This window comes from Roseateles sp. SL47 (genome assembly GCF_026625885.1).
Taxonomy (GTDB): Bacteria; Pseudomonadota; Gammaproteobacteria; order Burkholderiales; family Burkholderiaceae_C; genus Roseateles.
In genome coordinates, this window is sequence record NZ_CP113068.1 from 6,355,714 (window position 1) to 6,380,667 (window position 24,954).

The following is a 24,954-nucleotide window of genomic DNA, read 5'->3' on the forward strand; positions in this document are numbered from 1 at the left end:
CGGCTGCCAAACCGGCGGACACGCTTGCCGTTTGCAGCCGGGCCTCATATCACCATCGTGATCGCCAAAACGCTAGCTGACATAATGCCCAGAAAGGTCTTCCAAAGAGCGTGACAGGATGACGCCGTATTTCGAGTCGAGCTTCGCCTGCTGCGCGTGGGAGATGGCTGCCTTCTCGGCGATGACACGGTCCGAATATGGAATCGCGGTATAGAAGGACTGCATGTCCAGAACGTCGTTAGCCGAGAGAGTCCCGGTCTTGGCTTCCAGGCGCGTAGCCATTTCAACTTCCACATTCATCGTCGGCACGTCCTCAAGCAGAGCTCGCATGGTGCTGTCGCCGAGCGCTGACAAGTCGTCGAACGAATACCCCAACGCAGCCACAATCCGGTTGAGGACGTCCAGATGGTCCACCCATGATTGCGCCGCGTATATGCGCCGACGCATATCGAGGGACTCGCTTGCAAACCGTGCGCGCCGGCCCTCGATCTGTGCGACCAACGCCGAAAGTCCTTCGCTCAACTTGGCATTGGCCTCTCTGCGGCGGGTATCGTCCTGCGTGACCATGTAGTTCAGGTAGAGCGCCGCGGGGTCTACGAGGGACGTCATCCGTCGTACGCGTGCAAGTTCTCCTGGGGACGCCATCAGCTCATCCATGGGCTCGAAGGCCTGCATAAAGCCCGGTGCAATCGCCCAATGGGTCGGCATGCGCTCAGGCTCAATGCCGAATCGGCGTTGAATTGCAGCTCGCAGCTCCACCTCTATCCGGGCGGCCCGGCTTCGATGGACATAGCCGAGACTGAGCATGGCCTGTGTTTCGGCGATGAGCCGCCTGCTGACATCGTCGTTGCGCTTTGCGGTCTCCATGATGTTCGCCACCGATAGCGGAAACAGAACGCGCCCCTCCCGTACGGCTGCGACGAGCCGAGGGAACAACTGGGCGATCGGGCCGCCCTTAATTCGACCGCTGTGCACTTGAGCCAGCTCGATCCATTTGTTCTGGTCCAGAAAGATGATTTCCATACGGCTGGCCGTCTCGGGTTCTCTTGCAGCGCTACACGGAACTCCATGGCAGCCGTGGGATCAGGCTTGGCCCGAATTTGCCGACGGGACCGCCAAGTCATGGAAAGGGCCACCTCGCTCAGACCCTCACCGCCTACGCGGAGAAATCATGAGATCGCGGATGATTTCTCCAATCTGTTTGGCCAACAGCGGCGGGACGGCGTTGCCGATCTGGCCGTATTGCTCGGTGCGGTTCCCCTCAAAAAAATAGTTGTCGGGGAAGGTCTGCAAGCGAGCCGCCTCGCGCGCGGTGAGGCTGCGGCACTGGCCCGGATCCGGATGGATGTAGTAGTGCCCGTCCTTCTTAATGTGCGCGACCACCGTCGACGAGGGATGCTTGCCCAACTGGACCCGAAAACGGTCTTTGAAAGGGATCGTCTCCTCGTCCACGTTCACATGGTCGGGCAGCAGCTTGGGCGGGAAATTGCGCAGGTCCGGGGCGTATGTCTGCGTCGCCGCGAAGCAGGCGGCGAACATGTAACGATGCAGATCCGAGCGCATGTGGCTGCGGGTCTCATGATGCAAGACGCCGCCTAGCCTCGGATCCAAATACCAGTCACGCAGATCTTTGGGCATGTAGTTGCCAGGTTCGACGGCGGTCTCGATGAATGGCCCGCCGAATGTCTTCTGCTTCTCGGCTCTCTTGATGAACTTCTCCATGGCCGTCTCAATGACGGCGCGCAGCGGCAGGCGCCACCCCACCAAGGCGCTTGGAGACTCTTTGACGGCCTTGATCCAGGCTTCCTGCGAGTCAGGCTCTTTGGACAAGCGGCTGCGAAGCTCTGGCAGGCCGGCCAGGGCCGCGCTCACGCCAACCTTCTTGGGCTGTTTACGAAGCAGGAAGTCCTCGGGGCGCTCCCTGAGTGCAGGGGTCGCCGCCGCCACGTCCGATCGGACGCCGAACAGTATCACCCGATGGCGGCTTTGCGGGATGCCGTGGTCGTCAGCCTCGATCACGTAGTCGTTAGGATCGAGTTCGCCTTCCGACTTGTGGACCACCAGCGAGCGCACTTCGTAGCTCAGGCCAGCCTTGGGCGTTTTCAGATCGGCGAGGATCTGCTCGAAGATGCGCTTGCCGGAGTTGGTCGAATTCAGCATCCCCTTGACGTTCTCCATGACGAACACCGCTGGGGCGAACCGCTGAATGATTCGAAGGTATTCGATGTAGAGGAAGTGCTTGGCGTCGGCCTCGAACTTCTTCACGTCCTTGCTGCGCAGGCGCGACCGGCCAGCCAGCGAGTAGGCCTGGCAAGGCGGCCCCCCGATGAGCACCCAGTCTGTCTGCCCGCCCAGAGCTTCGCGGATCCAGCCGTCGACCTCCTTGGCCGGGGTGAGACCGAGCTCAGCGCATCGGGCCTCCTTGGCGGCATGTTCCGCCGCGACCTTGATCTCAGGATGAGCCAGAAACTGCTCGCGGTTGATTTTCCCTCGGACGTAGTCGTAGTAGCAGTTCGGCACCTTCCCCTTGGGGAACTTGCGGAAGATCGCCCGCAGCAGAAGGGTACGGTGGGCAATGGGATCCTTTTCGATGGATACCTTGACGTCAAAGCTACGCGCCCCCGACGCGTCGACGACCGACGAGAATCCCTCGCAAAGCCCCCCCGGACCGGCAAAGAGATCTATGACCGGTATTGCTTCTTTTCTTTTGTGCATCTTGCCTGTAGCTGTGCCGCAGATGGACTGACCTGTTCCCCATCATGCGTTTCCAGCATTCTGCCAGGCAGCGTACCAATGCGATCAATTGTGGCGCGAGCCCCACCGTGCAGGGGAGCGCTGACCTAGTACTGTGTCTGCCCTTTCACGCAGATCACCAGCGCCGTCCGTACGACTTGCGCACAAGCAACGTAGAGTTGTGCAGCACCGCCATCGAATAAGCAGCAGAACCCAATAGGAACACGCCTGCAAGACTTGCTGGCACCCGCAAGTCAAGAGGCCGTTGCCGGATGCGAGCTTGGCCGGGGCATCACACGCACAGGCCGCTTGCCAATTGCGCTCGACAGTGCGACAGCACGGTACTTCTGCATGAACACCAGCGGTGATTCAAGGCCCGGCAAAGGGATCGCGGTCAACCCGCGCCGTATCGCCGCGACTCGACAACCTCATCGATCTCCCGCTCCATCTCGTCCTCGATATCCTTGAGGAGTTGATCGTTGATCGACTTGGCCAGCGCTTCGCGCACTGCAAATTCCACTGTGGGACTGTCGTCCCCCATCTCTAATTGGCTTTCATCGACGCCGGCAAGGCCGACTCAGCCTTCCACCGCCGCCCGCCAGAGCGAGCCCAAACCCTGCTCCCACCGCGTCAACTGTGCTCGCACGCCCTCGAACACAGCGTCTGCAGTTCGCGGAGGGAAGTCCGCCGGTAACCGTGCCTGTACTGCAGCTATCGCTGGCTCCACGCACTGGGACAGCGTCAGCATGTCCTCCCACACATCGGCCGCCCCCGACCTCTCGGCGGCGTCACGCCAATGGCGTGCCTGGATGCTGTGAAGGTTGTAATGCACGTTCTTGGACCGGATAGCCATCGCCAGTTTGGCAGCCCGCCATGGCACTTGATTGGCGGCGTTTCCGACGACAGGCCAGACTGAGATGACGTCATAGAGCGGCGTCATTCGGTACTGCCCGCCGGGAAGCAGAAAGATGGAGAAGTTCTTGGCATGCCCATCCGTAGCAGCCAAGAGCCAAAAGGCTAGCTGCGTGCGCAGGAAGTGGGAGACGTCGACCTGCGGCGCCTGGCCGCCCAACAGGATTTGGGTGCACCGCACCATGCTCGGACCGCCATGGCTTTCGTACTTTGCCGAAGGTGGAAGGCCCAAGACCTGGCAGAAGTCTTCTTGCGGCAAGCGGGCAATCCAGCGTTGCCCGTCAGTCAGCCTCGTCGCCCAAGAGCGGTCAAAGCGCTCGACCACCAGGGTCAACTGATCGCCAAACCTCACCATCTCGGTCTCAGCCACCGGAAGTCCGAGCTCGCGCAGAAACTGGGCGCAGAGCCATTCGTTCTGGACCGAGTGCGTGAGGTCTAGCCGACGCCCGCCGACAAGCCCCAAAGGCAGTTTGACGATGTGCGTTGTGGGTGTGGCGCCAAGAGGTCTGCACCATTGGCCGTCCAGGCGAAGCAGCGCCGTCTTCTCCTGGGCTCCGGCGATGGAGATGCGAAAGTCTTTGGCATCGTCTTCTCCGCCAAGTCCAGGCGTGCTGACGACGCCGCGCAAGTGCTGCTCAACGGCCGCATCGCTCATGGGCTCGTAATCGATACGGTCGAAGCCGGTTGGCGCGGTCTCGGGCGGCAGCAACTGGGCGGCCCCCACACAGTCTCGCCCTATCGCCTGCAGTAATTCAAATGCGTCGATGGAGTTCGTTTTGAACCGCGCCGCAACGCGCTTGCGAATCTGGGCGTCATCAGGCAGCAGGTTGTCGAAGTAATTGCGGACGACGTCTCCCGATACGGTCCTGTCGGGCGTGATGGGCATCGACAAGGACAGAGGGCGCACTCGTGGCGAGTTCAGCCAAGTGGCCTCGTAGGTGAAGCGATGGTGTCCGGTGCGGCCGCGATGCCATACGCCCACGTGCTCGCCGTTCATCCATACCCAAAGTTCGCTCAGTTTGTCAGCCATGAAGAGCACTCCCACGCATGGGGTTCACCATTGCCCTTTGGGAGGGTCTGCTGGCTCGCGAGGCGCGTCCGCAGGCTCTGTGTCAGTGAGCGTCGACGCCTTCCGTTTCCGAGAGTCGCCTGCTGCGCCGTCCATTGGCAGGGTGTGTGCGTCTCGCACGACCAGTTGAGCGTTGAGGACCGCAAGAATCTGGAGCAGTTGGTCGACGCTGACTGCCCCGGGATTCGCTTCAATGTCCGCGACCCGCGACTGGCCAACGCCGAGGCGCCTGGCAAGGTCCGACTGAGTCAAACCGCGCGACTTGCGCAGTGAGCGCAAGTACTGCTTGATCTGGCTGGAGAGTGCAACAGGGTAGTCCATCTCGTCAGCTTATCGCCTCTAGGCGATATTAGCAAAATATCTTGTTTGACCGATATTTGCGACATATCGCCTTTGGCAGATATTGAGAAAATATCTCCTTTGAACGATATCTTTTCGAAGCTGAGGCACCGTACCGCCCCCGGCCAGCCTGACATCATGATCACGATCAGCCGGCCCATGAGCCATGGTGCCAGCCATTGGGCATGGATTGGGTACGAACAGCGCATGGCGACTGAGCGCAGGAGATGTCCGAATCTGATCCATTACTGTCCCAATTCGGATCGACCAGCGGCTAAGCTCCAGCCAAAAATGCCACATCCCATTCACGGAGCTACGCATGAACTCATGTCTTCTGGTGATCGATGTGCAGGAATCCTTCCGCCACCGTCCGTTTTTCTCCGAAGCCAAGCTGCCTGCCTATCTGGAAGCCCAGAACACCCTGATTCATCGATGCATCGAAGCGGGCCTCCCGGTGGTGCGGGTGTTCCACGCCTCCGGCGCCAGCACTCCAGACAACCCCTTTGCCCCCGGCTCGCCATTGGTAAGCCCCCTCGCCGGCCTGACCCCCTTCGAGGCTGCCGCCCAATTCACCAAGTCGCGCCACAGTGCCCTGGTCGGCACAGGCCTGGATGTGTGGCTGGTGCAGCACGGCATCCAGCGCCTGATCATCAGCGGCATCCGCACCGAGCAGTGCTGCGAAACCACCACCCGGCACGCGTCCGACCTGGGCTGGGAGGTCGATTTCGTCAGCGCCGCCACGCTCACCTTCGACATGACAGCCCCAGATGGCAGCGTGCTCACCTCAGCCGACATCACGAAGCGTACCGAGACCGTTCTGGCCCAACGATTCGCCACGCTCTGCTCGGTGGACGCGGCCGTGCGCCGCGCCATTGACGCGAACATCGGCGCGAACATCGGCGCGAACTACCCACCCCACGAACACCCCCGGAACGCAACATGAACCCCCCCGTCCGCGTCCTCTTTGTTGTCATGCCCAACAGCCTGGCGCTGGACTGGGCCGGACCGGCCGAGGCCTTGCGAATAGCCAATGACACATTGGTCGCGCGCGGGGCGGCGCCGGCGTTCCAGGTGGGGTTCATCGGCCCCGAAGCCGAGCCGAGCACCTCGGTCGGCATCAGCCTCAAAGGGGTTGCGGCGCTCCCACCGATTCAATCATTCGGTGAACAGCCCACCTGGGTGATTCTGCTGGGCCAACCCGGCCAGCGGCTGGACCCCCACACCCCCGCCATGGGCCAGTTGCTCGACTGGCTCCGAGGGTTTCATGCCGTCCCGGGCCAGCGCGAACTCCTCTGCGTCTGCGCCGGTAGCCTGATCGCTGCCCATGCCGGGCTTCTCGACCACCATGAGGCCACCACCCATCACCAGCATCTGCAGGAACTGCGCACCGTGGCCCCTCGCTGCCACGCGGTGGGCAACCGGGTGTTTGTGGAAAGCGATGGGATCTGGTCCAGCGCAGGCATCACAACAGGCATCGATCTCATGCTCTGTCGCATCGCCGACATCTGCGGCGAGCCGATTGCAGCGCGTGTTGCAGAAACCATGGTGGTGGCCCTTCGCCGCGGGCCGGCCGATCCGGAGCGGTCTCCCTTCCTGACACATCGCAGCCATCTGCACCCGCTGCTGCACAAGCTGCAAGATGCCATTGCGGAAGATCCTCGCGCCGCGTGGACGCTGGAAAGCATGGCCCGGATGGCGTGTGTCACGCCTCGCCACCTCAGCCGACTCTTTCTTCAACATGCCGATCTCACGCCGCTGGAGTATCTGCAGCGCATCCGCCTGAGCACGGCCGAAGCGGCCTTGCGCGTGGGGGCACGCGTCGGGCAAGCCGCCGACATCGCGGGCTTCAGCTCCGAAGTTCAACTCCGACGGGCCTGGGCCCGCCTGGGTCAGCACGAGACCCCACCGTCAGAGTTCAGAAAACGGCATGCCAAAGAGACGGCGTGACACGGCCGGCCTCTGATCTATCGGGGGACCTCGTCTTCGAGCACCATCACTCACGTCCCGCGGCACTCTTGTCAGCCGAGATGCCCAGCGTCCCCCGCCCCGCCGTCACCAGCGCAAGCGCCAGCGCGGCGCCCCCCAACGACAGAGCGCGCGTGCCCGAAGTTGCCACCCCGTTGAACCCAAACCAATCCAGCCAAGGCGATCCCGGCACCTGAAGGCTCACATAGAACCCAAACAGAAACAGCACGAGAAAGCCACGCCCGCTTCGGGTGAAATGCCCCAAGGCACTGGCAAGCGCACTCGCCAGGACCAGGCCACAGATCAGCGTCCACAGCAGCTCAAGATTCCCCACCGGCACGGCCACCGGCAGCGTGAACAACAAGCCCAAGCCCACTGTGCATAACCACTGCCGCCAAAAACGGCGTGAATCGCCTCCCGGCGCTGCCGCCACCAGATCCCTCGTGCGACTGCTCATGTCGCGCGCTGAAAGATCACTGATGAGCAGCCCCCATAAACAACAAGCTGCGGCCACCATGGCCGGCAGCTTGGCCATCGGCGCGATCTGACCCACTCCAGCCAACACCACAATCGCCACGACGGCCCAGGGATTGGCCAGCAGCGTGAGGCTGATATCCGCCAGGTAGGCACCAAGGGGGCCACCGAGACGAGGCGCCAGTCGGAGCAGATGCATCGCCGGCCAGCGCGCCGGGGTCATCAGAACACGCATCGACCGCCGCAGCCAGGACGGACGGCTGGCCGCCACGCTGCGCACACGTCGAGGATCAAATCGATGGAACAGTGGCACCGCAGATGCGGCCACGACCAGGGCAATGACCGCAGTGGCGAGACGCAAACCCACCAAATCCCCACTCCAGAAGCCCTCTGGAAAATAGCGGATCGGCAGGCTGGCGTCGAAGGTGCTTCCCCCGATGGCCACCGTTGTGGTGTCCATGAGCACAGCCAGACGTGTGGCAGCGGCGGCCAGACCGGAAGCATCAAGCGCCTGCACAGGACTGAAATGAATCTGCCCCGGCACCAGCGTGGCCGGCAGCACCGCAAACTGCGCCACCCAGACAAAGAAGTAGGCCACGTCTCCCTTGCGCCCCATCAGCGGGCCCCAAGCGTCCGCCAGCAGCGCAAAGCTGGCCACAGCCATCAACGTCGGCGTCAGCATCAAGGCGTAGGTCTGCACAAACACCCAGGGCTGCAGAGGGCCTTCCCCTCGAATCAACTGCAGCACGCAGCCGCCCAGCACCAGCGCAAGCTCCAACAGCATCAGATAGGCCATCGCCCCCAACCAACGGCTCGCCAGCAGACGCCGGTTGCTTGTTGCCGTGGTGGCGATGAGGCCCGCACAGCCACTGTGCAAGTCCAGGCTGCTGCGGCCACGCACCAGGTAGAAACCAAACAGGCTGAGCAGCACGCTGGCCATGCAGGCAGAGCCGAAGGCCACCGTACCGCTCTCATAGGCCGTGCGCGCTTTGTGGATCACCATCATGGCAAAACCGGTCCGCGGGTCCACCACAATCATCCAGGACAGCACCAAGGTCAGCAGCAGCACAATGACCGTACTCATGCGGCGAAGTCGCAAGCGCACTTCAGCCAGCGCCAGGGGCCACAGGCCGCTCATGCTGCTTGTGCCTGCAAAGCGTAGCGCTGGGCCATCAGCGCCTCTTCGAGACTGGGCTCACCCGGTTCAGCGGCAGCAAAAGGCCGTTCACCATGGGCCAGGCGTACATGAATCTGGGCGCCCTGGCGCTGCGCCTGGAGCACTTGCACCTGGCCTTCATCCCGCAACAGCGCATATTCCGCCTCGCTCAGGCGCGCGCTCCAAATACTCCCGCGCGAACGCTGCATCAGCGATTCCGGCGTCTCGAATTCCACCAACTTCCCCTTGCGCATGATGGCGAGTTGCCCAGCCATGCCCTCAATATCCGAGACGATGTGCGTCGAGACAATGACCAACTTGCTCAGCCCCATCTCGCTGAGCAAGTGTCTGAAGCGCAGCCGCTCCTCGGGGTCCAGCCCGGCGGTGGGTTCGTCCACAATCAGCACATCCGGGTCATTCAGCAGCGCCTGCGCAATGCCCAGGCGCTGACGCATGCCTCCTGAAAAACTGGCCGCCAACTGGTGAGCCTGTTGATGCAAATTGACCTGCTCCAGCAATCGAAGCAGACGCCTGCTGTCGCGCACACCCTTGAGCGCAGCAAAGTATTGCAAGAATTCCAGGGCGGTCAGCTGTGGGTAGACACCGAAATCCTGCGGCAGATATCCCAGACGCTGGCGCATGCGGTTCGGGCGTTTCACCACGTCCTCTCCGTCCAGCAGGATGCGCCCGCTGCTGGGTTGGGTCAGCGTCGCGATCATCTGCATGAGGGTGGTCTTGCCCGCGCCGTTGTGTCCGATCAGCCCCACAACGCCAGGTTGCAACTCAAGACTGAGATCGTCCACGGCGCGCTGGGCACCAAAAACCTTCACGAGATTTTGCAGGCTGAGCATGGCGGCAACTCCGGATGAACGACGCGCAGTATATGAAGAGGATCCGTGCCGACCGTCAGGTCACCAACGGTCGGCACTGCCCCATTGGCGGGGGAAGGATCACGTCGCGCCAAGCGGGCGGAGCAGCACAGCGCGCTGCTCCCACAAACGCACGAACTCGGCCAGCACCTCGGAGCGCTCGGCGCCATCGGTGATGCCCAGATGATCGAGCATCATCCCGAGTGTGTGCGTGGGTTGCCGCTCAACGATGAGACGATAGGCACACTCACTGAGCGGCACTCTGCGGTGGCCGCTGTAGCTGCTCTCAATCGCATACTGCACCTGGCGGCCGCCCGGCGGCACAAAGCTCTCGGTTTGAATCAGGCGCCGGCTGTCCGCCAGATCCACCACCAGCTGCTCCCACGGCAACGGACCCGTGCTTCGCTTCTCCACAAGAAAATCGCCGACTACAAGGCGGTCCAGCTTGGTGGTCAGAAAGCAGACGACGCCGTCTTCCACACTCTCCACAATCGGTTCAGCGTCATTGTTGAAGGATGTGTTCAGAAGCACCGGCACGCCGGTCAGATCTTTGAAGGCACTGATCAAATCCCAATAGGGCCGATTTGAATCCCGCGAAACGGTCTGAATCCGTGCCGACCCGTCGACGTGGCTGACGGCACCCAGCCCAGCACGGCTGGACTCGCGGGTCGGCAGAGAGAAGAGCATGTACGGCGAACGTTCCAGTCCTCCCAGCTCGAAAATCTCCGATGCCGATTCTTCCAGCACGGAAGGCGCGAAGGGTCGATAAGCCTCCCGCTTTTTCACCATCGCGTTGATCTTCGCCTTGTTCTCGGCGGGCCGTGGGTCCGCCAGGATGCTGCGATTACCCAGCGCACGCGGCCCAAATTCGGAGCGCCCTTGCATCCAACCGATGACCAGGCCCTGCGCCAGCAACTCGGCAGTCTCGCGTGCCGGATGGGCCAGTCGGCGCACCGAGACGAAATCGCTCCAGGGGCTCAACGCTTTCTCGATCTGCGCGGCCGTGCCGATGTCTGACCCCCAGTACACCGTCTTGGTGGGCTGCAAGGCCAATGCCTGACGCACGGCCCGATGGGCCGCATGCGCCGCGCCCAGCGCACAGCCAGCGTCGTGGGCGGCGGGCTGGATGAACATCTCCTTGAACAAGCCTTCGCCGGCCAATTTGCCGTTGAAAGTCACGTTCTGGGCGACGCCACCGGCATAACACAGACGCTCCATGCCGGAATTCTTGCGGTGGTACTGGAAGAAGTGCATGAGGATGGTCTCGACTGCCTCTTGCAAGGCGGCAGCGATGTCCTGATGGTGCTGGGTAAATGGGTCCCCTCGTCGGCGTGGCACCCCCAGCCCGCCCGAATACATCGTCCAATGCGCGATCTCCTGGTCATGAACGACTCTGAACCAACCGTCTGGTGTGAGCTGATACATCGATCGGAGCAGGGCGCGGTAGCGGGCTGGGTCGCCATAGGGCGCCAGCCCCATCACCTTGTACTCGTCGAAGATGGTGTAGCCCAGTTGATGAATCACCGTGTTGTAGAAGAAGCCCAGCGAGTGTGGCGTCCGGTGGTTGCGAATCGGCTTTAAGCGGCCACCCCGGCCTTCCCAGACGGTCGTGCATTGCCCCTCGGGGCCGGCCCCATCGACGGTGACCACCAGCGCCTCGTCGAATCCGGACATGGCGTAGGCACTCAGCGCATGCGCCTCATGGTGGTTCACAAACTGCAGCTTCTTCAGGTCAAAGCGCCCGAACCGATCCTGCAGGAGTTGGCCAACCACCTGCCGAACTCCAGCCAAGGTATCCAACGAGCCGCCGATGTACTTCTCGAGGATGAACAAGTCGCCCACGGACTCGTCGACGTTGATGGCAAACCGCTCGACATCCTGCAGCGTCGCTCCCGCAGTACGCAAGCAAAAGTCGATCGCTTCCAGCGGAAACTTGTTGCTGTGCTTGATGCGATCGAGCCGCTCCTGCTCGATACCGGCCACCAGTTGACCGTCGGACAGCAGCACGGCAGCCGCATCGTGCCCCTGTCCGATCGGAAACTCCAGGCGATTCCCATGCTGCGGATCGAGGCCGCCACACATTCCCATCACCAGCATATGTCTTCCTCCTCAAAGAAATGGATCAACGTTCTGTTCACTGGAATCTCTGTGTCGTGAGACTCTGCGTGGTGTTGCTCGATTCGGCCCGATGAGCCATATGGGTGGCGTCTCGGGGCATCCCGTCAGCCATCGGCAGTCCAGGCGTGACATCGAACAGATGCACCGTGAAGGGACGCCCGGCTGTCACGACCAGTTGGATCGTCAGGCCCTCCGGGGGCAGGTTGTGGGCCGCCAGGGACCAATCGTCTGCCGTGGCCGGCGGAACTGGCCGCCCCTGAATCATTGCCTGGGTGACTCGGGCGCCAACGACCTGCAGCTTGAAATCTCGGGCTTCCCGGCGCGATCTCAGCTGAAGCTCGACGGTCCGTGTCCCGCCCTCGGTGCGGTCACTCAGTGTCTTCATATCCGGCGCGGGCAACCCGACGTCCGGCGCCGCCGAGGTCCAATACCGCCGCGACGCTTCGCCAAACCATTCCGGAATGGAACGCCGCACGGCGCCGGCATCGAAAAAGTGGCGCTGCCAGTCACCCAGCACGACGTCACTGGACAGCCATTGCGCGGTGTTGGAACCACCGTCCTGGACATAAAAGACGTTGACGGGGCGCGGGCGCTCTGCCGACACGCCGGAGGAGAACTCACCACCCGCCATCATGGCCACCCCGATCACCACGGCGGCCCTGATGACAAGGCCGCGTCGAGGCACCGCCGCGAGCAAAGGCCAAAGAAGGGCCAGGAGAAACACAACGGCGATCATGGCCGCTCCAGCCATCGGGGTGGTCAGTGCCACCAGGAGCGTATGCACCAGCGGCGCAAACACCAGCGCTGCGGGAATGGCTCCAACTGTCAACACCATCACCCGTTGAAGGCCGGAGATCCGACCCGCCCCCACGAGCACCACCAGCCAGGCCGCCAGCACACCGGCCAACGGCCACGCCAAGGCATAGCTGGCGCCGGGGAATCTGGCTGTGCCCAGCAACACCAGGACAAGCCAGACCAGCGCGGCGCCCAAGGACAGTTCCATGGTGTTGAATCGGCGCTGCAGCCAACCGTAGATGCCGAGGAACCAGGCCAAGGTCAGCGCCAGCAGGGCCCCCCAATACCAGAGGTGGTTGTACAACTCGACCAGGCCACGGTATTCGGGGTGGAAGCTACGGATCAGCAGAAGCCCCAGGGTGCCCGCCAGGGCCAGCAGCAGCGCGGTGCAGGGCAAAGCGACCAGGCCCACCGCCATGCGCCCCACACGGACCTGGCCCTTGCGCATGCCCACGGACAAGGCAGCGATCCACAGCACGCATGCCAGCCCGGCGGGCCCCCAGGCCAGCGACACCGGATAGTGCAGCAGACCCAGCCCGGGAAGGTCGAAATAGACCTGGTCAGGCGCTCCCTGAGTGCCGAATTCAACTTCGCCCAGGCGGCGTGACAGGGCAAGCATCGTCTCGCCCTGGTGCTGCACGCTACGGCCATCGACATCCTCCACACGATCAAGCTCGCTGTGATAGGTGCTGGCATTGGAGATGGCCGCGAAATTCAAGCCAGGGATCCCGACGCGCTTGAAGACCGACATGTCCGTCTGGTTGGGCATCACCCGATAGATCTCGTACATCAGCGAGGTGCCCACCGGCAGTGGCGTCGACGCAAAAGCATCGATCAGACGCCCATGGCCGGGGCTGGTCTCGAACATGATGCTGGGGCCACTGTTTCCCCGGTATTCGAAATTCAACACGGCAGCGACATCAGGGACCCAGGGATGTCTGGCCACGAAGGCTTCCGCGCCGAGCAAACCGGCCTCTTCACCATCGGTCAGCAACACGATGACATCGTTGCGCAGGCGCGGAAGCGTCTTCAATGCACGAGCGGTCTCCAGGAGGGCGGCCACAGCCGCACCGTCGTCCGCCGCACCGGGTCCCGTTGGCACTGAATCGTAGTGCGCAACCAGCATCACGGCCTTGCCGTCGCCGGTACCTCGGAGCCGGGCCACCACATTGCTGATGAAACCGACGGCGCCGTCTTCCTGAGACATGCCCAGTTCGACCTGCGTCTGGGTCTCCCAGCCGAGGGACTCCAGCGTTTTCACCACGTAGGCCCGCGTCTGTGCGTTGGCTTGGGAGCCAATCGGATGTGGCACTGATGCAATTTCCGGCAGGTGCTTCATCGCCCGCTCCGCGGAAAACACCTCCGGTGCGGCCGAAGACGGCACGGGCGCCGGTGGCTGCTTGCTCCAGATCCCCAGAACGACCAGCAGTCCCAAGACCACCAAGGACAGGGCGGCCGGCCAGCCGGCCGTCCTGTCCGTAGGAGCGGTCGCGTTGGCCTCGTCGGCAAGGGTGTTGCCATTCTGGCGCGATGCGCGCTGCGATTTCACTGAATAGGTATCCGCAGTCATAACAGTCCCTTCACAGACGCTGGCATCTCGCGAGCCACGCGGACCACAGGAATACCGGATTGACGGTTCTTGTGCATGTCGTCCATGCAGCGAGGCAGGTCCTCAAAGGCGTAGATCTCGCGGTGGAGCACTGGCTTGAAGACCTTGCCGTACAGACGCGTGGCCTCCTCGCACCCTGCGGCGGTTTCGTAATGCATGTGGTCAATGGTCATTTGCTTAACCGAGAGCAGCGTCGAGTTGTATTCAACGCTCTGGGAGAGTTGCCAGCCGGAACTGACGTTCACGCCGCACCTCGCGGAAACGGCGAGACCGGCCTCGAACACCGGGCCTCTGAGCATGTCGCACACCACATGCATGCCTTCGCCATCGGTCAGCGCCTTGCAATCCTTGACGAAGGCCTTGACGTCATCCTTGCTCGCGAAGCGCGCGTACTGGTTCTGATCCATGGAGATCACGCCCTGGCGTTGAAGGTCCTCGCGGCGTTTTGCATTGCCCGAACAGTAGAAGACCCTGTGCCCCTCTGCCTTGGCCAGCATCAGAAACAGCTCCCCCACCCCGCCACCAAACGACAGCACATTCAGCACCGGGTTTTGCTGGTGCGAAACCTTCAGCCGATAAATGCCCAGGCCTCGCCGCCACAGGTGGTAAGCGGTAGGCGCGCGCAGGGACAGGGCGGCGATTTCCCACAAGGACAGGCCACAATCGATCGGTGCAGCGATGAGCTGATGCTCATCAACCACCGCCTCCTCGGCATACCAGCCATCGGAGTCGGGCTGGTCGTAGGCCCAGATCCGCACCGGGAACCCGCCGCGATCCACACCGCCATTGCAATGCGTCAGCACGATGTCACCCGCCCTGAAGCGCTGGACGTCGCTCCCGGTCTCCACGACTTCGCCTACGGCGCTGTTGCCGACAAAGAGTTTTCCGCCCCGGGCAGCGCTGATGTTGATGGGGTGGCCGATGGCCGCATGCACCACATTGTGTTCGGCGGACACCGCGAGCACCCGCATGCGAACCTGCGTCGCACCGCATGCGGGCAGCGTCAACCGGTCGAGCCGGATCGTCCGGGTGAGGTCGAACTTGTCGTGATCCCCGCGCACACGTTCGGACTCATGCGCGATGTCCTCGGCGGACACTGAATAGGCTCTTGTCACGGTCATGCCTTCTTCTCCATCGGCTTGTGACGCCCGAGACGGCTCAGGCGTGCTCCCCAGCTACTGCGTTGATCGTCTGTGCAGCGGGACAACGCCCTGCACCAGCGATGCAGCTTGATGCGATTCCGTGGCTCGCTAGACGGCATCGGGTACCTCCGCTTCAACACGGTAGACGCGGCGATCCAGCAGGGACAGCAGGGCCACCAGTGACGCCACCATGCCCATCGCCACAAAGAGGACACTGGTGCCACGCCCAGGTCCGGTTCCAAACCAGGGGCCCAGGGCCTGAGACCACGCATGGCCCGGCATGAGCGCCGGCTCGAACACATACTGCGCCAGAACACCCCCCAAGCTTGCGCTGACCGGCAGGATGGCCAGCCCGATGGCTTGCTGGAACGCCGCAAAGTTCCCCTGGCGGTCGTGCGGCACTTTTCTTCGCCAGATGGCCGACGTGCTGCCCGCCAGTGTTGAACTGCACAACATGACAACAAAGGCACATGCACACAGCACCATGGCTGAGCTCTGCAGCCCGGCCAGAGCGATGGCAAGCCCTTGGACGATATTCAGAACCAGGACAAGTGGTGTCCACCGTTTCATGCCGCCCCAGACCACCAGCAGCAGCCCACTGGACAGTGCGCCCATCGCGCCACAGGTTGAAACGGCGGCGAACACCTTTTCCGAATGCTGCGCCAGCACCAGGGGCCCGATCAGCACCAGCACCATGCCGGTGAACAACGCACCGATCACCCTGTACACGAACACCGCCCCCATGGCGGGCCGCTGTCGCAGAAAGCCGAGGGCCCATCTCACATCACCCAGGGCGCTGCGCGACACCGGTGCCGCGCCTTCATCGGTCGGCCTTGTTGGCGCGGGCGGGATGCTCGCGACCAGCACGCCCACAATCGCGACCAGAAAGGTCAACACGTCCAGCACCAGGATGCCGAAGATGCCCATTCGCCCCAGGAGGACGGCAGCCAACATCGGAGCCGCAAACTGGGAGACCGCCGTGGCGATCTGGTACATGCCGCTGGCGCGACCGTAGTGTTCCTTGGGCACCATCGTCGTGATGGCGGCGCTGGCTGCCGGCCCCTGAAGGCCGATGCTGATCGACAGTACAGCCTGCAGTGCATAGAGCTGCCAGACATGGAAGACATCCAGCCAGAAGAGCAGCGCCATCGTGGCGGTGCAACCGACGGCCACGAGTTCCGAGACGACCAGAATGGATCGCTTGTTCCACTGGTCGGCGATGGCCCCGCTCCAGGGCATCATCAGTAGCGCTGGCAGCGTCGAGAAAAGCACGAACTGCGTGAAGCTGATGACCGATCCAGTGCGCTGGAACAGCCACACCCCAATGGCAAAGGCCGTCAGTTGGGACCCAAACATCGACGCGAACTGGGTCGACCAGATGATGTAGAAGCCGCGGCTCATGCGAGCAACGGGTGCGGCCTCTGCCCTCGCTGGCGAGGACGCGTCGATGGGCATGGGATGTCGAGTGGGTAGGGACATGGGGGGTGCCGGTGGAAGGCTTCAGGCCGCTGGCAAGCGGGCATCCGTTGGGGGGATCGGGGCCATCTGGACCAAGATCAGCGGCGAGTCAGAAAGGGCTGCAGCCATGCCGCAATTCCAAGCACGTGCGGCGCACGCAACATGCTCATATGGTTGCCGCCACAGGTGTAGGCCTGCGCGCGAGGCAGGTGCTGTTCCCAGCGACCGACATCCTCGTCCAGTCCCCGTCGCAGCGCCGCCCCGCCCCCGGGTGAAGGCGAGGCATTCACCAGGTACGACTCCTGCAGATAGGGCCGGGCCGGCAGGTACTGCGTGTTCAGGTGGGTCGAGAACGTGCGGAAGATGCCCTTCAAAGTGGGAAGCCGGGTGGATTGCGGCATCACACCATGCTGAACCAGGCGTGCGAGCAGCCGGGCCAGGTGCTGGTCAGCCTCTGCAGTGCCCATGGACTCGACTTCCAGCTCAAGCGATCTCCCCAGGCTTTGCTCATAGATCTGGATCAGGCGCCGCAGGGCTTCCGCCGGTGAATGACGTTCAAATCCGCTCGCAGGCGCCTCGGATGGCGCGCTCGAATCGAGCAAGGTCAGCGTGGCAGCGGGCTGCCCCAGTTCCTGCAAGACATGGGCCATTTCCAGTGCGACCCAGCCTCCGAAGGAGTGACCCATCAGATGCACCGGCCCCCGAGGGCGTATTTCGCGTAGCGCGCGCACATAGGCATGCGCCGCGCTGGAGACATCCACGTGCGGCGCGAGAATGCCGCAGAGACCGCGTGGCTGGAGGCCATGGACCGTGATCTGCGGCCCCAGCGCATCCGCGAGGTCGGCCAAGGCCGTCACGCTCGCACCGGCACCCGGCACGCAAAACACAGGCACCTGGGAACTGCTGCCTTGCTTGAGAAGCACCGCCGGCATGTAGCGTTGCTCGGGGCGGTCCACCGGCTGGGTCTTGATCGTCTCGAGCTCCTGGCCGATGGCATGGGCCAAGGACGCGACGTGAGGCGCCTCGACCATCGTGTGGTGCGTTCCCGGCACCGCGATCACCTTGAGGCGGTTGCCGACTGCGGAACGCCAGCCAAGCGTCGGATCGGCGGGCTGTTCGTCCTCGGCGGCAAATAGGCACATCGGGATGGAGAGGGGTGGCCGAAGGTAGTGGATCAGTGCCCACCCCATCGCGGTCTGTACAGCGAGGTAGCGCTTCAACAGCTCCGGGCCGACGTGGCCGGGCAGCAAACCGACTCGCTGGCCCTCCTCCAGCAAGGCCACTCTGTCCCCGATCGCCGCCACGTCGGCAAGCCGTGTCTTGACTGCCTCAGAAGTACCGTCTGGCACCCACACCAGCGAGTCGATCCATCCGTCCACATCGGCGCTGACCGGCGGGGCCTGGGTGGAGACACCATTGCCGACATCGGGCTTGAGGTATTGGCTGTCCGTATCGATCAAGGCCAGGAACTCAACGTGTTCGTCAGCGCCAATCAGCTGATTGGCCGCCTCATAGGCCAGGATGCCCCCGGACGAGGAGCCTCCCAGGCGATAGGGCCCATGCGGCTGCACTTGCCGGATTTCGCGGATGTAGGCGGCCGCCATCTCTTCCACCGACGACAGGGGTTGCTCGTCCTCGGCAAAACCCGCCGCCGCCAATCCGTACACCGGCAGATCCACATCGAGGTGACAGGCCAATGCGTAGGCATAGCCCACCTCGCCCTTACTGGGATGGAACAGGAACAGCGGCGCCTGACGCCCGGTGGTGCGGATAGGCACCAGGTGCCTGTAGCGGCGACCGGTGTCCCGCTTCCCCGCCAGCGTCGCAAACCCCTGCAGCGTCGGATGGACGAACAGTTCCCGCAACGCCATCTTCAGGTTGAACTGGCGATCGAGAATACCGATCATCCGCACCGCCAGTAGCGAGTGGCCCCCCAGTTCGAAGAAGTTATCGTGGCGGCCAATACGCTGCACGCCCAACAGCTCCTGCCAGATGTGACCGATGGCGTGCTCCAGGTCGCCAAGCGGCGCCTCATAAGGTCGGGTGGCCAAAGCGTCCTGGTCGGGCGCGGGCAGGGCCGCGCGGTCGATCTTGCCGTTCGGCGTCAACGGCATGGCGGGCAGCGTCACGAAGGCATGAGGCACCATGTGCTCGGGCAGTACCTGCCCGAGTTCGGCACGCAGGCGTGCGGCTGCAGGTTGGTGTCCGGGGGAGCCTGTGACGTAGGCCACCAGCCGCGGGTCTCCCGTTCCATCCCGGCGGGCCAGCACGATGGCTTCGCACACACCTTCGCATTGCGCCAGCCGGGTTTCGATCTCCCCCAGCTCGATGCGGAAGCCCCGGATCTTCACCTGATGGTCATTGCGACCGAGGAAGTCGACATGACCCTCGGGCAGCCAGCGGCCCAGATCCCCGGTGCGATACATGCGCGCCCCTGGTTGCAGGCTGTGGGGGTCCGGCAAGAAGCGTTGCCGCGTCAGCTCAGGCTGCTTCCAATAGCCGCGCGCCACGCCTGCACCACCGATATAGATCTCGCCGGTCGTGCCCATCGGGACCGGATTCCCCCGTTCATCGAGGATGTAGATCCGTTTGCCGGCAATAGGCCGGCCAATCGGCACGGTGACGGGGTCGGGAGCGCGACAGGTGTACACCGTTGCACACACCGTGGTTTCCGTCGGACCGTATGAATTGTGGAGGTGATACCGCGAAGACCATGCGTCGGCCAGTACGGCCGGCAGGACTTCCCCCCCGACGATCACCGTTTGCAACACTCCCAGCTCCGCGTCCGCCGGCAGTACCGCCAGCGCGGCCTTGGGCAGCGGCAGATGGGTCACGCCCTGGGTTCTCACGAGTTCAAGCAAGGTGTCGCCAGGTGCCAACGCACTGGCCGGCGCCAACAGCACGCTGGCACCGCTGCATAGCGCCAAGGTGAGCTCCGAAATGCAGACATCAAAGCTGAAGGAAGCAAACTGCAGCACACGGCTGGACGGGTTGACGCCAAACTGCGCAATCTGCGCATGCGCCAGGCTGCTCAGTCCGGCGTGCTCCACCATCACCCCCTTGGGCTGCCCGGTGGAGCCCGAGGTGTAGATGATGTAGGCCAGGTGGCGGGCGTTCAGCCCCAGGGCCTGCGGGTCCGGATCGTGCCGTGGCTGGACCTCGATCTGCGCCGCTTCCGCTCCATCCAGCGCCAGCACCGGCACCCCGATGGCCACCCCCTGGCGCATCTCCTGCACCAGCGCCTGCTGCGTCAACACCGCCCCAGGCTCACTGTCCCCCAGCATGTACGCCAGCCGCGCCGCCGGATACGCCGGGTCCAGCGGCACATACGCCGCCCCCGACTTCAGAATGCCCAGCAGCCCCACCACCATCTCCACGCTGCGCTGCATGCAGATCGCCACCCGGTCGTCCGGCCGGATCCCCAGCTGCACCAACCGATGCGCCACCTGGTTGGCCCGCTCGTTCAGCTCCCCGTAGCTCAGCTGCTGCTGCTCATACACCAGCGCCGTGGCCTGCGGCCTCGCCCTCACCTGCTCCTCAAACAGCTCGTGAATCAGCTCGTCCTGCGGATACGCCCGCGCCGTGGCGTTGAACTCCTCCAGCACTTGCCTGCGCTGCGCCGCGCTCAGCAGCGCCAGCTCGCTGACCCGTTGCGTCGGATCTTCCACCAGCCCCCGCAGCACCGCCTGCAGGTAGCCCTCCAGCCGCTGGATGCTGCTCGGCTCGTACAGCGCGCTCGCGTAGCTCAGCGTCGCACTCAAGCCCTCTGGCGTCTCGCTCAGCGCCAGGCTCAGATCGAACTGCGTGCTGCCACTGTCCGGTGCCAAGGTGCTGATGCTCAGCCCGCTGAGCTGCAGCGGGCCCTGCACCGGCGTGTTGTTCAGGCTCAGCATGTTCTGGAACAGCGGGCTGTGGCTCAGGCTGCGCTGCGGCTGCAGCGCTTCCACCACTTGCTCAAACGGCAGATCCTGGTGTTCGTACGCGTCCAGCGTGCTGGCCTTGACCTGCTGCAGCAGCTCCTGCACCGTCGGGTCGTCCTCCAGCCTCACCCTCAGCGCCAGGGTGTTCACGAAGAACCCGATCAGCCCCTCCACCTCGCTGCGCTGCCGGTTCGCCACCGGCGTGCCCACCACAATGTCCTTCTGCCCGCTGAGCCGGCTCAGCAGCACCGCCCACCCCGCCAGCAGCGTCATGAACAGCGTCGCCCCCTGGCTCTGCGCCAGCCCCTGCAGCCCCGCACTCACCTGTGCAGGAATCTCAAAGCTCCACTGCCCGCCCTCATAGCTTTGCTCCGCCGGCCTCGGCCGGTCCGTGGGCAGCTCCAGCAGAGCCGGTGCTCCGCCCAACTGCTCCTTCCAGTACTGCGTCTGCTGCCGCAGCACCTCCCCCTGCAGCCACTGGCGTTGCCACACCGCGTAGTCCGCATACTGGATAGTCAACGGCTCCAGCGGGTCCTCCCGACCCTGGCTGTACGCCTCATACAGCGCGCTCACCTCCCTCACCATGATCCCGGTGGACCACCCGTCGGAGATGATGTGGTGCTGCGTCAGCAGCAGGATGTGCGCCTGCTCCTCCAGCTTGAGCAGTTGGCCCCGGATCAGCGGCCCCCGCGCCAGATCAAACGGCGCGCGCTGCTCCTCCTGGCTCAGGCTTTGCACCGCCTGCGTGCGCTGTGGCTCCTCCAGCCCGCTCAGGTCCACCTCCTGCCACTGGAACCCCACCTCCGGCCCATCGATCCACTGCACCGTCTGTCCGTCCACGCTGCCAAACCGCGTGCGCAAGATCTCGTGGCGCCTCACCAGGCCGTCCAGCGTCGCCTTCAGCGCCTGGCGCTGCAGCGCGCCGCTGAGCCTCAGCGCCACCGGCATGTGGTACGCCGCCCCCGCCGCCGCGTCCAGCCGGTCCAGGAACCACAGCCGCTGCTGGGCGTACGACACCGGCAGCACGCCGCTTCGGTCCGCCGGGGTGATTCGCTGCCCCAGGTGCTGCCCAAGGCTTGCACCGGCTTGCTCCACGCTCTTCGCAAACGCCGCCAGCTCCGGCTGGTTGAACAACGCTCGCAGGCTGCTCTCCACCCCCAGCTCCTGGCGCACCCGCACGATCACACGTACCGCCAACAGCGAATGGCCGCCCAGTTCAAAGAAGTTGTCGTGTCGCCCGACGCGCTCCACCCCCAGCAGCTCCTGCCAGATCTGCGCCAGGCGCTGCTCCAGCGGGTCAGCCGGAGCCTCGTACGGCTGGCTCACCAGCGCACCGGCCTCCGGGGCCGGCAGCGCCTGCCGGTCAATCTTGCCGTTGGGCGTCAGCGGCAGCCCCGCCAGCACCACAAACGCACTGGGCACCATGTAATCCGCCAACGCTTCGGCCAGTCGGCTCCTGAGCGCACTGACCGCCAGCGCTTCCCCCTGCGCCCCTTCCTGCGCGCTCACGTAGGCCACCAGCCGCTTGTCGCCGCCCTGGTCCTCCCGCGCCACCACCACCGCCTCCCTCACCCCGGGGCATTGCACCAGCCGCGCTTCGATCTCCCCCAGCTCGATCCGGAACCCCCGGATCTTCACCTGATGGTCGTTGCGCCCCAGGTACTCAATGTTGCCGTCCGCCAGCCAGCGTCCCAGGTCTCCCGTCTTGTACAGACGCGCCCCCGCCTCCCCGCTGAACCCGTCCTCCACAAACCGCTGCTGCGTCAGGTCCGGCCGCTTCCAGTACCCCCGCGCCACCCCGTGGCCCCCAATGTGGATCTCCCCCACCACCCCGATCGGCACCGGTCGGCCCTGCCCGTCCAGGATGTAGATCCGTGTGTTGGCGATCGGGCGGCCAATGTGGGGATGCTCGCCCTGAATGCGTACCGCCGTTGCGTCCACCGTGCATTCGGTGGGTCCGTAAACGTTGCAGGCCTGCAGATCCCGGGACTCCGCCAGCGCCCGCCAGGTCGCCGGCGCAATGGCATCTCCACCGATGAGCAAGGTCAACGGACGTTGTCGGGCTGCCGTCAGCATGCCGGCGCTGCCAAGCATCTCCAGTTGTGCTGGCGTGCAATCCAGGACATCGATCTCCCGGTCCTCGATCCACTGCAGCAGTGCCTGCCCTTCCATGCGCAACAGCGCAGGGATCAGGATCAGGCCATGCCCGCTGAGCAACTGCACAATGATCTTGACCGACGCGTCAAAAGCCATTGAAGCATTCAAGGCGAATCGCGCACCAGAAGGCAGATGCGCCAGAATGTCTCGCGCGAGGGCCTGCCAGAGATTCACCACGCCCCGGTGCTCGATCATCACCCCCTTGGGCTGCCCGGTGGAGCCCGAGGTGTAGATGATGTAGGCCAGGTGGCGGGCGTTCAGCCCCAGGGCCTGCGGGTCCGGGTCGTGCCGTGGCTGGACCTCGATCTGCGCCGCTTCCGCCCCATCCAGCGCCAGCACCGGCACCCCGATGGCCACCCCCTGGCGCATCTCCTGCACCAGCGCCTGCTGCGTCAGCAACGCCCCAGGCTCACTGTCCCCCAGCATGTACGCCAGCCGCGCCGCCGGATACGCCGGGTCCAGCGGCACATACGCCGCCCCCGACTTCAGAATGCCCAGCAGCCCCACCACCATCTCCACGCTACGCTGCATGCAGATCGCCACCCGGTCGTCCGGACGGATCCCCAGCTGCACCAACCGATGCGCCACCTGGTTGGCCCGCTCGTTCAGCTCCCCGTAGCTCAGCTGCTGCTGCTCATACACCAGCGCCGTGGCCTGCGGCCTCGCCCTCACCTGAGCTTCGAAGAGGCTGTGAACAAGTGCATCCTGGGGATAGGCCCTCACAGTGTCGTTGAACGACTGCAGCACTTGCCTGCGTTGCTTCGGCCCCAGCCAATCGATCGCCCCGACGCGTTGGCCTGCATCGCTGATCATCTCCTTCAGGATCATCAGAAAGAGGTCGGCCCAGCGCCCAATGGTCTCCCGTTCAAAGAGATCGCGCGCATAGGACATCGTCGCGAAGAGTCGCCCACCGTATTCGTTGATCGACAGGGACAAGTCGAAATGCGTCGTCTCGGTGGATTGCGGGTCCACCGTGATCCTCAACCCGCTGAGTTGCAGTGGTGCCTGCGCCGGCGTGTTGTTCAGGCTCAGCATGTTCTGGAACAGCGGGCTGTGGCTCAGGCTGCGCTGCGGCTGCAGCGCTTCCACCACTTGCTCAAACGGCAGATCCTGGTGTTCGTACGCGTCCAGCGTGCTGGCCTTGACCTGCTGCAGCAGCTCCTGCACCGTCGGGTCGTCCTCCAGCCTCACCCTCAGCGCCAGGGTGTTCACGAAGAACCCGATCAGCCCCTCCACCTCGCTGCGCTGCCGGTTCGCCACCGGCGTGCCCACCACAATGTCCTTCTGCCCGCTGAGCCGGCTCAGCAGCACCGCCCACCCCGCCAGCAGCGTCATGAACAGCGTCGCCCCCTGGCTCTGCGCCAGCCCCTGCAGCCCCGCACTCACCTGTGCAGGAATCTCAAAGCTCCACTGCCCGCCCTCATAGCTTTGCTCCGCCGGCCTCGGCCGGTCCGTGGGCAGCTCCAGCAGAGCCGGTGCTCCGCCCAACTGCTCCTTCCAGTACTGCGTCTGCTGCCGCAGCACCTCCCCCTGCAGCCACTGGCGTTGCCACACCGCGTAGTCCGCATACTGGATAGTCAACGGCTCCAGCGGGTCCTCCCGACCCTGGCTGTACGCCTCATACAGCGCGCTCACCTCCCTCACCATGATCCCGGTGGACCACCCGTCGGAGATGATGTGGTGCTGCGTCAGCAGCAGGATGTGCTCCTGCTCCTCCAGCTTGAGCAGTTGGCCACGGATCAGCGGCCCCCGCGCCAGATCAAACGGCGCGCGCTGCTCCTGCTCGCTCAGCCGTTGCACCGCCTGCGTGCGCTGGGGCTCCTCCAGCCCGCTCAGGTCCACCTCCTGCCACTGGAACCCCACCTCCGGCCCATCGATCCACTGCACCGTCTGTCCGTCCACGCTGCCAAACCGCGTGCGCAAGATCTCGTGGCGCCTCACCAGGCCGTCCAGCGTCGCCTTCAGCGCCTGGCGCTGCAGCGCGCCGCTGAGCCTGAGCGCCACGGGCATGTGGTACGCCGCCCCCGCCGCCGCGTCCAGCCGGTCCAGGAACCACAGCCGCTGCTGGGCGTACGACACCGGCAGCGCGGCGCTTCGGTCCGCCGGGGTGATTCGCCGGGCATCACGGCTGGCCGCGTGCGCCTCCATCCGCCTTTGGAGCAGCTTGCGCAGAATCGCGTCCTGCAGCTCTGAGCGGTCTGTTGTGACGGGCGGCACCTTGGTCAATTCATTCATGGG

At 64.2% G+C, this 24,954-nt stretch carries 13 protein-coding genes; 2 read left to right on the forward strand and 11 right to left on the reverse strand.

Going from position 1 to position 24,954, the window contains the following annotated elements:
* Positions 1-72: 72 nt before the first annotated feature.
* From OU995_RS27315 to OU995_RS27330, 4 genes are all read right to left on the reverse strand, one after another.
* Positions 73-1,023: a hypothetical protein gene (locus OU995_RS27315; protein ID WP_267833291.1), complete on the reverse strand. Its 951-nt coding sequence runs from the start codon at positions 1,021-1,023 to the stop codon at positions 73-75.
* A gap of 126 nt (positions 1,024-1,149) precedes the next feature.
* The gene (locus tag OU995_RS27320; protein WP_267833292.1) at positions 1,150-2,715 is read right to left on the reverse strand and encodes a DNA cytosine methyltransferase; all 1,566 of its coding nucleotides are present in this window, start codon (positions 2,713-2,715) and stop codon (positions 1,150-1,152) included.
* Positions 2,716-3,310: 595 nt separating this feature from the next.
* Complete coding sequence (locus OU995_RS27325; RefSeq protein WP_267833293.1) at positions 3,311-4,675, reverse strand: type II toxin-antitoxin system HipA family toxin; 1,365 nt, start codon at positions 4,673-4,675, stop codon at positions 3,311-3,313.
* 24 nt (positions 4,676-4,699) lie between these two features.
* Positions 4,700-5,035 (reverse strand): helix-turn-helix domain-containing protein, encoded by a 336-nt coding sequence (locus tag OU995_RS27330; RefSeq protein WP_267833294.1) that lies wholly within the window; start codon positions 5,033-5,035, stop codon positions 4,700-4,702.
* A gap of 337 nt (positions 5,036-5,372) precedes the next feature.
* On the opposite strand from OU995_RS27330, the gene OU995_RS27335 reads away from it, so the two are divergent.
* On the forward strand, positions 5,373-5,996 hold the full coding sequence (locus OU995_RS27335; RefSeq protein ID WP_267833295.1) for a cysteine hydrolase family protein: 624 nt from the start codon (positions 5,373-5,375) through the stop codon (positions 5,994-5,996).
* Positions 5,993-7,000 (forward strand): GlxA family transcriptional regulator, encoded by a 1,008-nt coding sequence (locus tag OU995_RS27340; protein WP_267833296.1) that lies wholly within the window; start codon positions 5,993-5,995, stop codon positions 6,998-7,000. Before OU995_RS27335 ends, OU995_RS27340 begins: the two co-directional genes overlap by 4 nt.
* Positions 7,001-7,046: 46 nt before the next feature.
* Here the strand turns inward: OU995_RS27340 and OU995_RS27345 are convergent, their stop codons facing one another.
* The 7 genes from OU995_RS27345 to OU995_RS27375 form a co-directional block, all read right to left on the reverse strand.
* Entirely contained in the window at positions 7,047-8,630 is a 1,584-nt protein-coding gene (locus OU995_RS27345) for a hypothetical protein (protein WP_267833297.1), read from the reverse strand.
* Entirely contained in the window at positions 8,627-9,499 is an 873-nt protein-coding gene (locus OU995_RS27350; RefSeq protein ID WP_267833298.1) for an ABC transporter ATP-binding protein, read from the reverse strand. The genes OU995_RS27345 and OU995_RS27350 overlap by 4 nt, the downstream gene beginning before the upstream one ends.
* 99 nt (positions 9,500-9,598) lie before the next feature.
* On the reverse strand, positions 9,599-11,614 hold the full coding sequence (locus OU995_RS27355; RefSeq protein ID WP_267833299.1) for a carbamoyltransferase: 2,016 nt from the start codon (positions 11,612-11,614) through the stop codon (positions 9,599-9,601).
* 37 nt (positions 11,615-11,651) lie between these two features.
* Positions 11,652-14,000, reverse strand: coding sequence for a M20/M25/M40 family metallo-hydrolase (locus OU995_RS27360; RefSeq protein ID WP_267833300.1), 2,349 nt, complete (start codon positions 13,998-14,000; stop codon positions 11,652-11,654).
* Complete coding sequence (locus OU995_RS27365) at positions 13,997-15,160, reverse strand: zinc-binding dehydrogenase (RefSeq protein WP_267833301.1); 1,164 nt, start codon at positions 15,158-15,160, stop codon at positions 13,997-13,999. The genes OU995_RS27360 and OU995_RS27365 overlap by 4 nt, the downstream gene beginning before the upstream one ends.
* Positions 15,161-15,289: 129 nt before the next feature.
* A complete protein-coding gene (locus OU995_RS27370) occupies positions 15,290-16,582 on the reverse strand; it encodes an MFS transporter (RefSeq protein WP_267833302.1) in 1,293 nt (430 codons plus the stop codon).
* Between the two features lie 155 nt (positions 16,583-16,737).
* Positions 16,738-24,951 (reverse strand): non-ribosomal peptide synthetase, encoded by an 8,214-nt coding sequence (locus tag OU995_RS27375; protein ID WP_267833303.1) that lies wholly within the window; start codon positions 24,949-24,951, stop codon positions 16,738-16,740.
* Positions 24,952-24,954 lie beyond the last annotated feature (3 nt).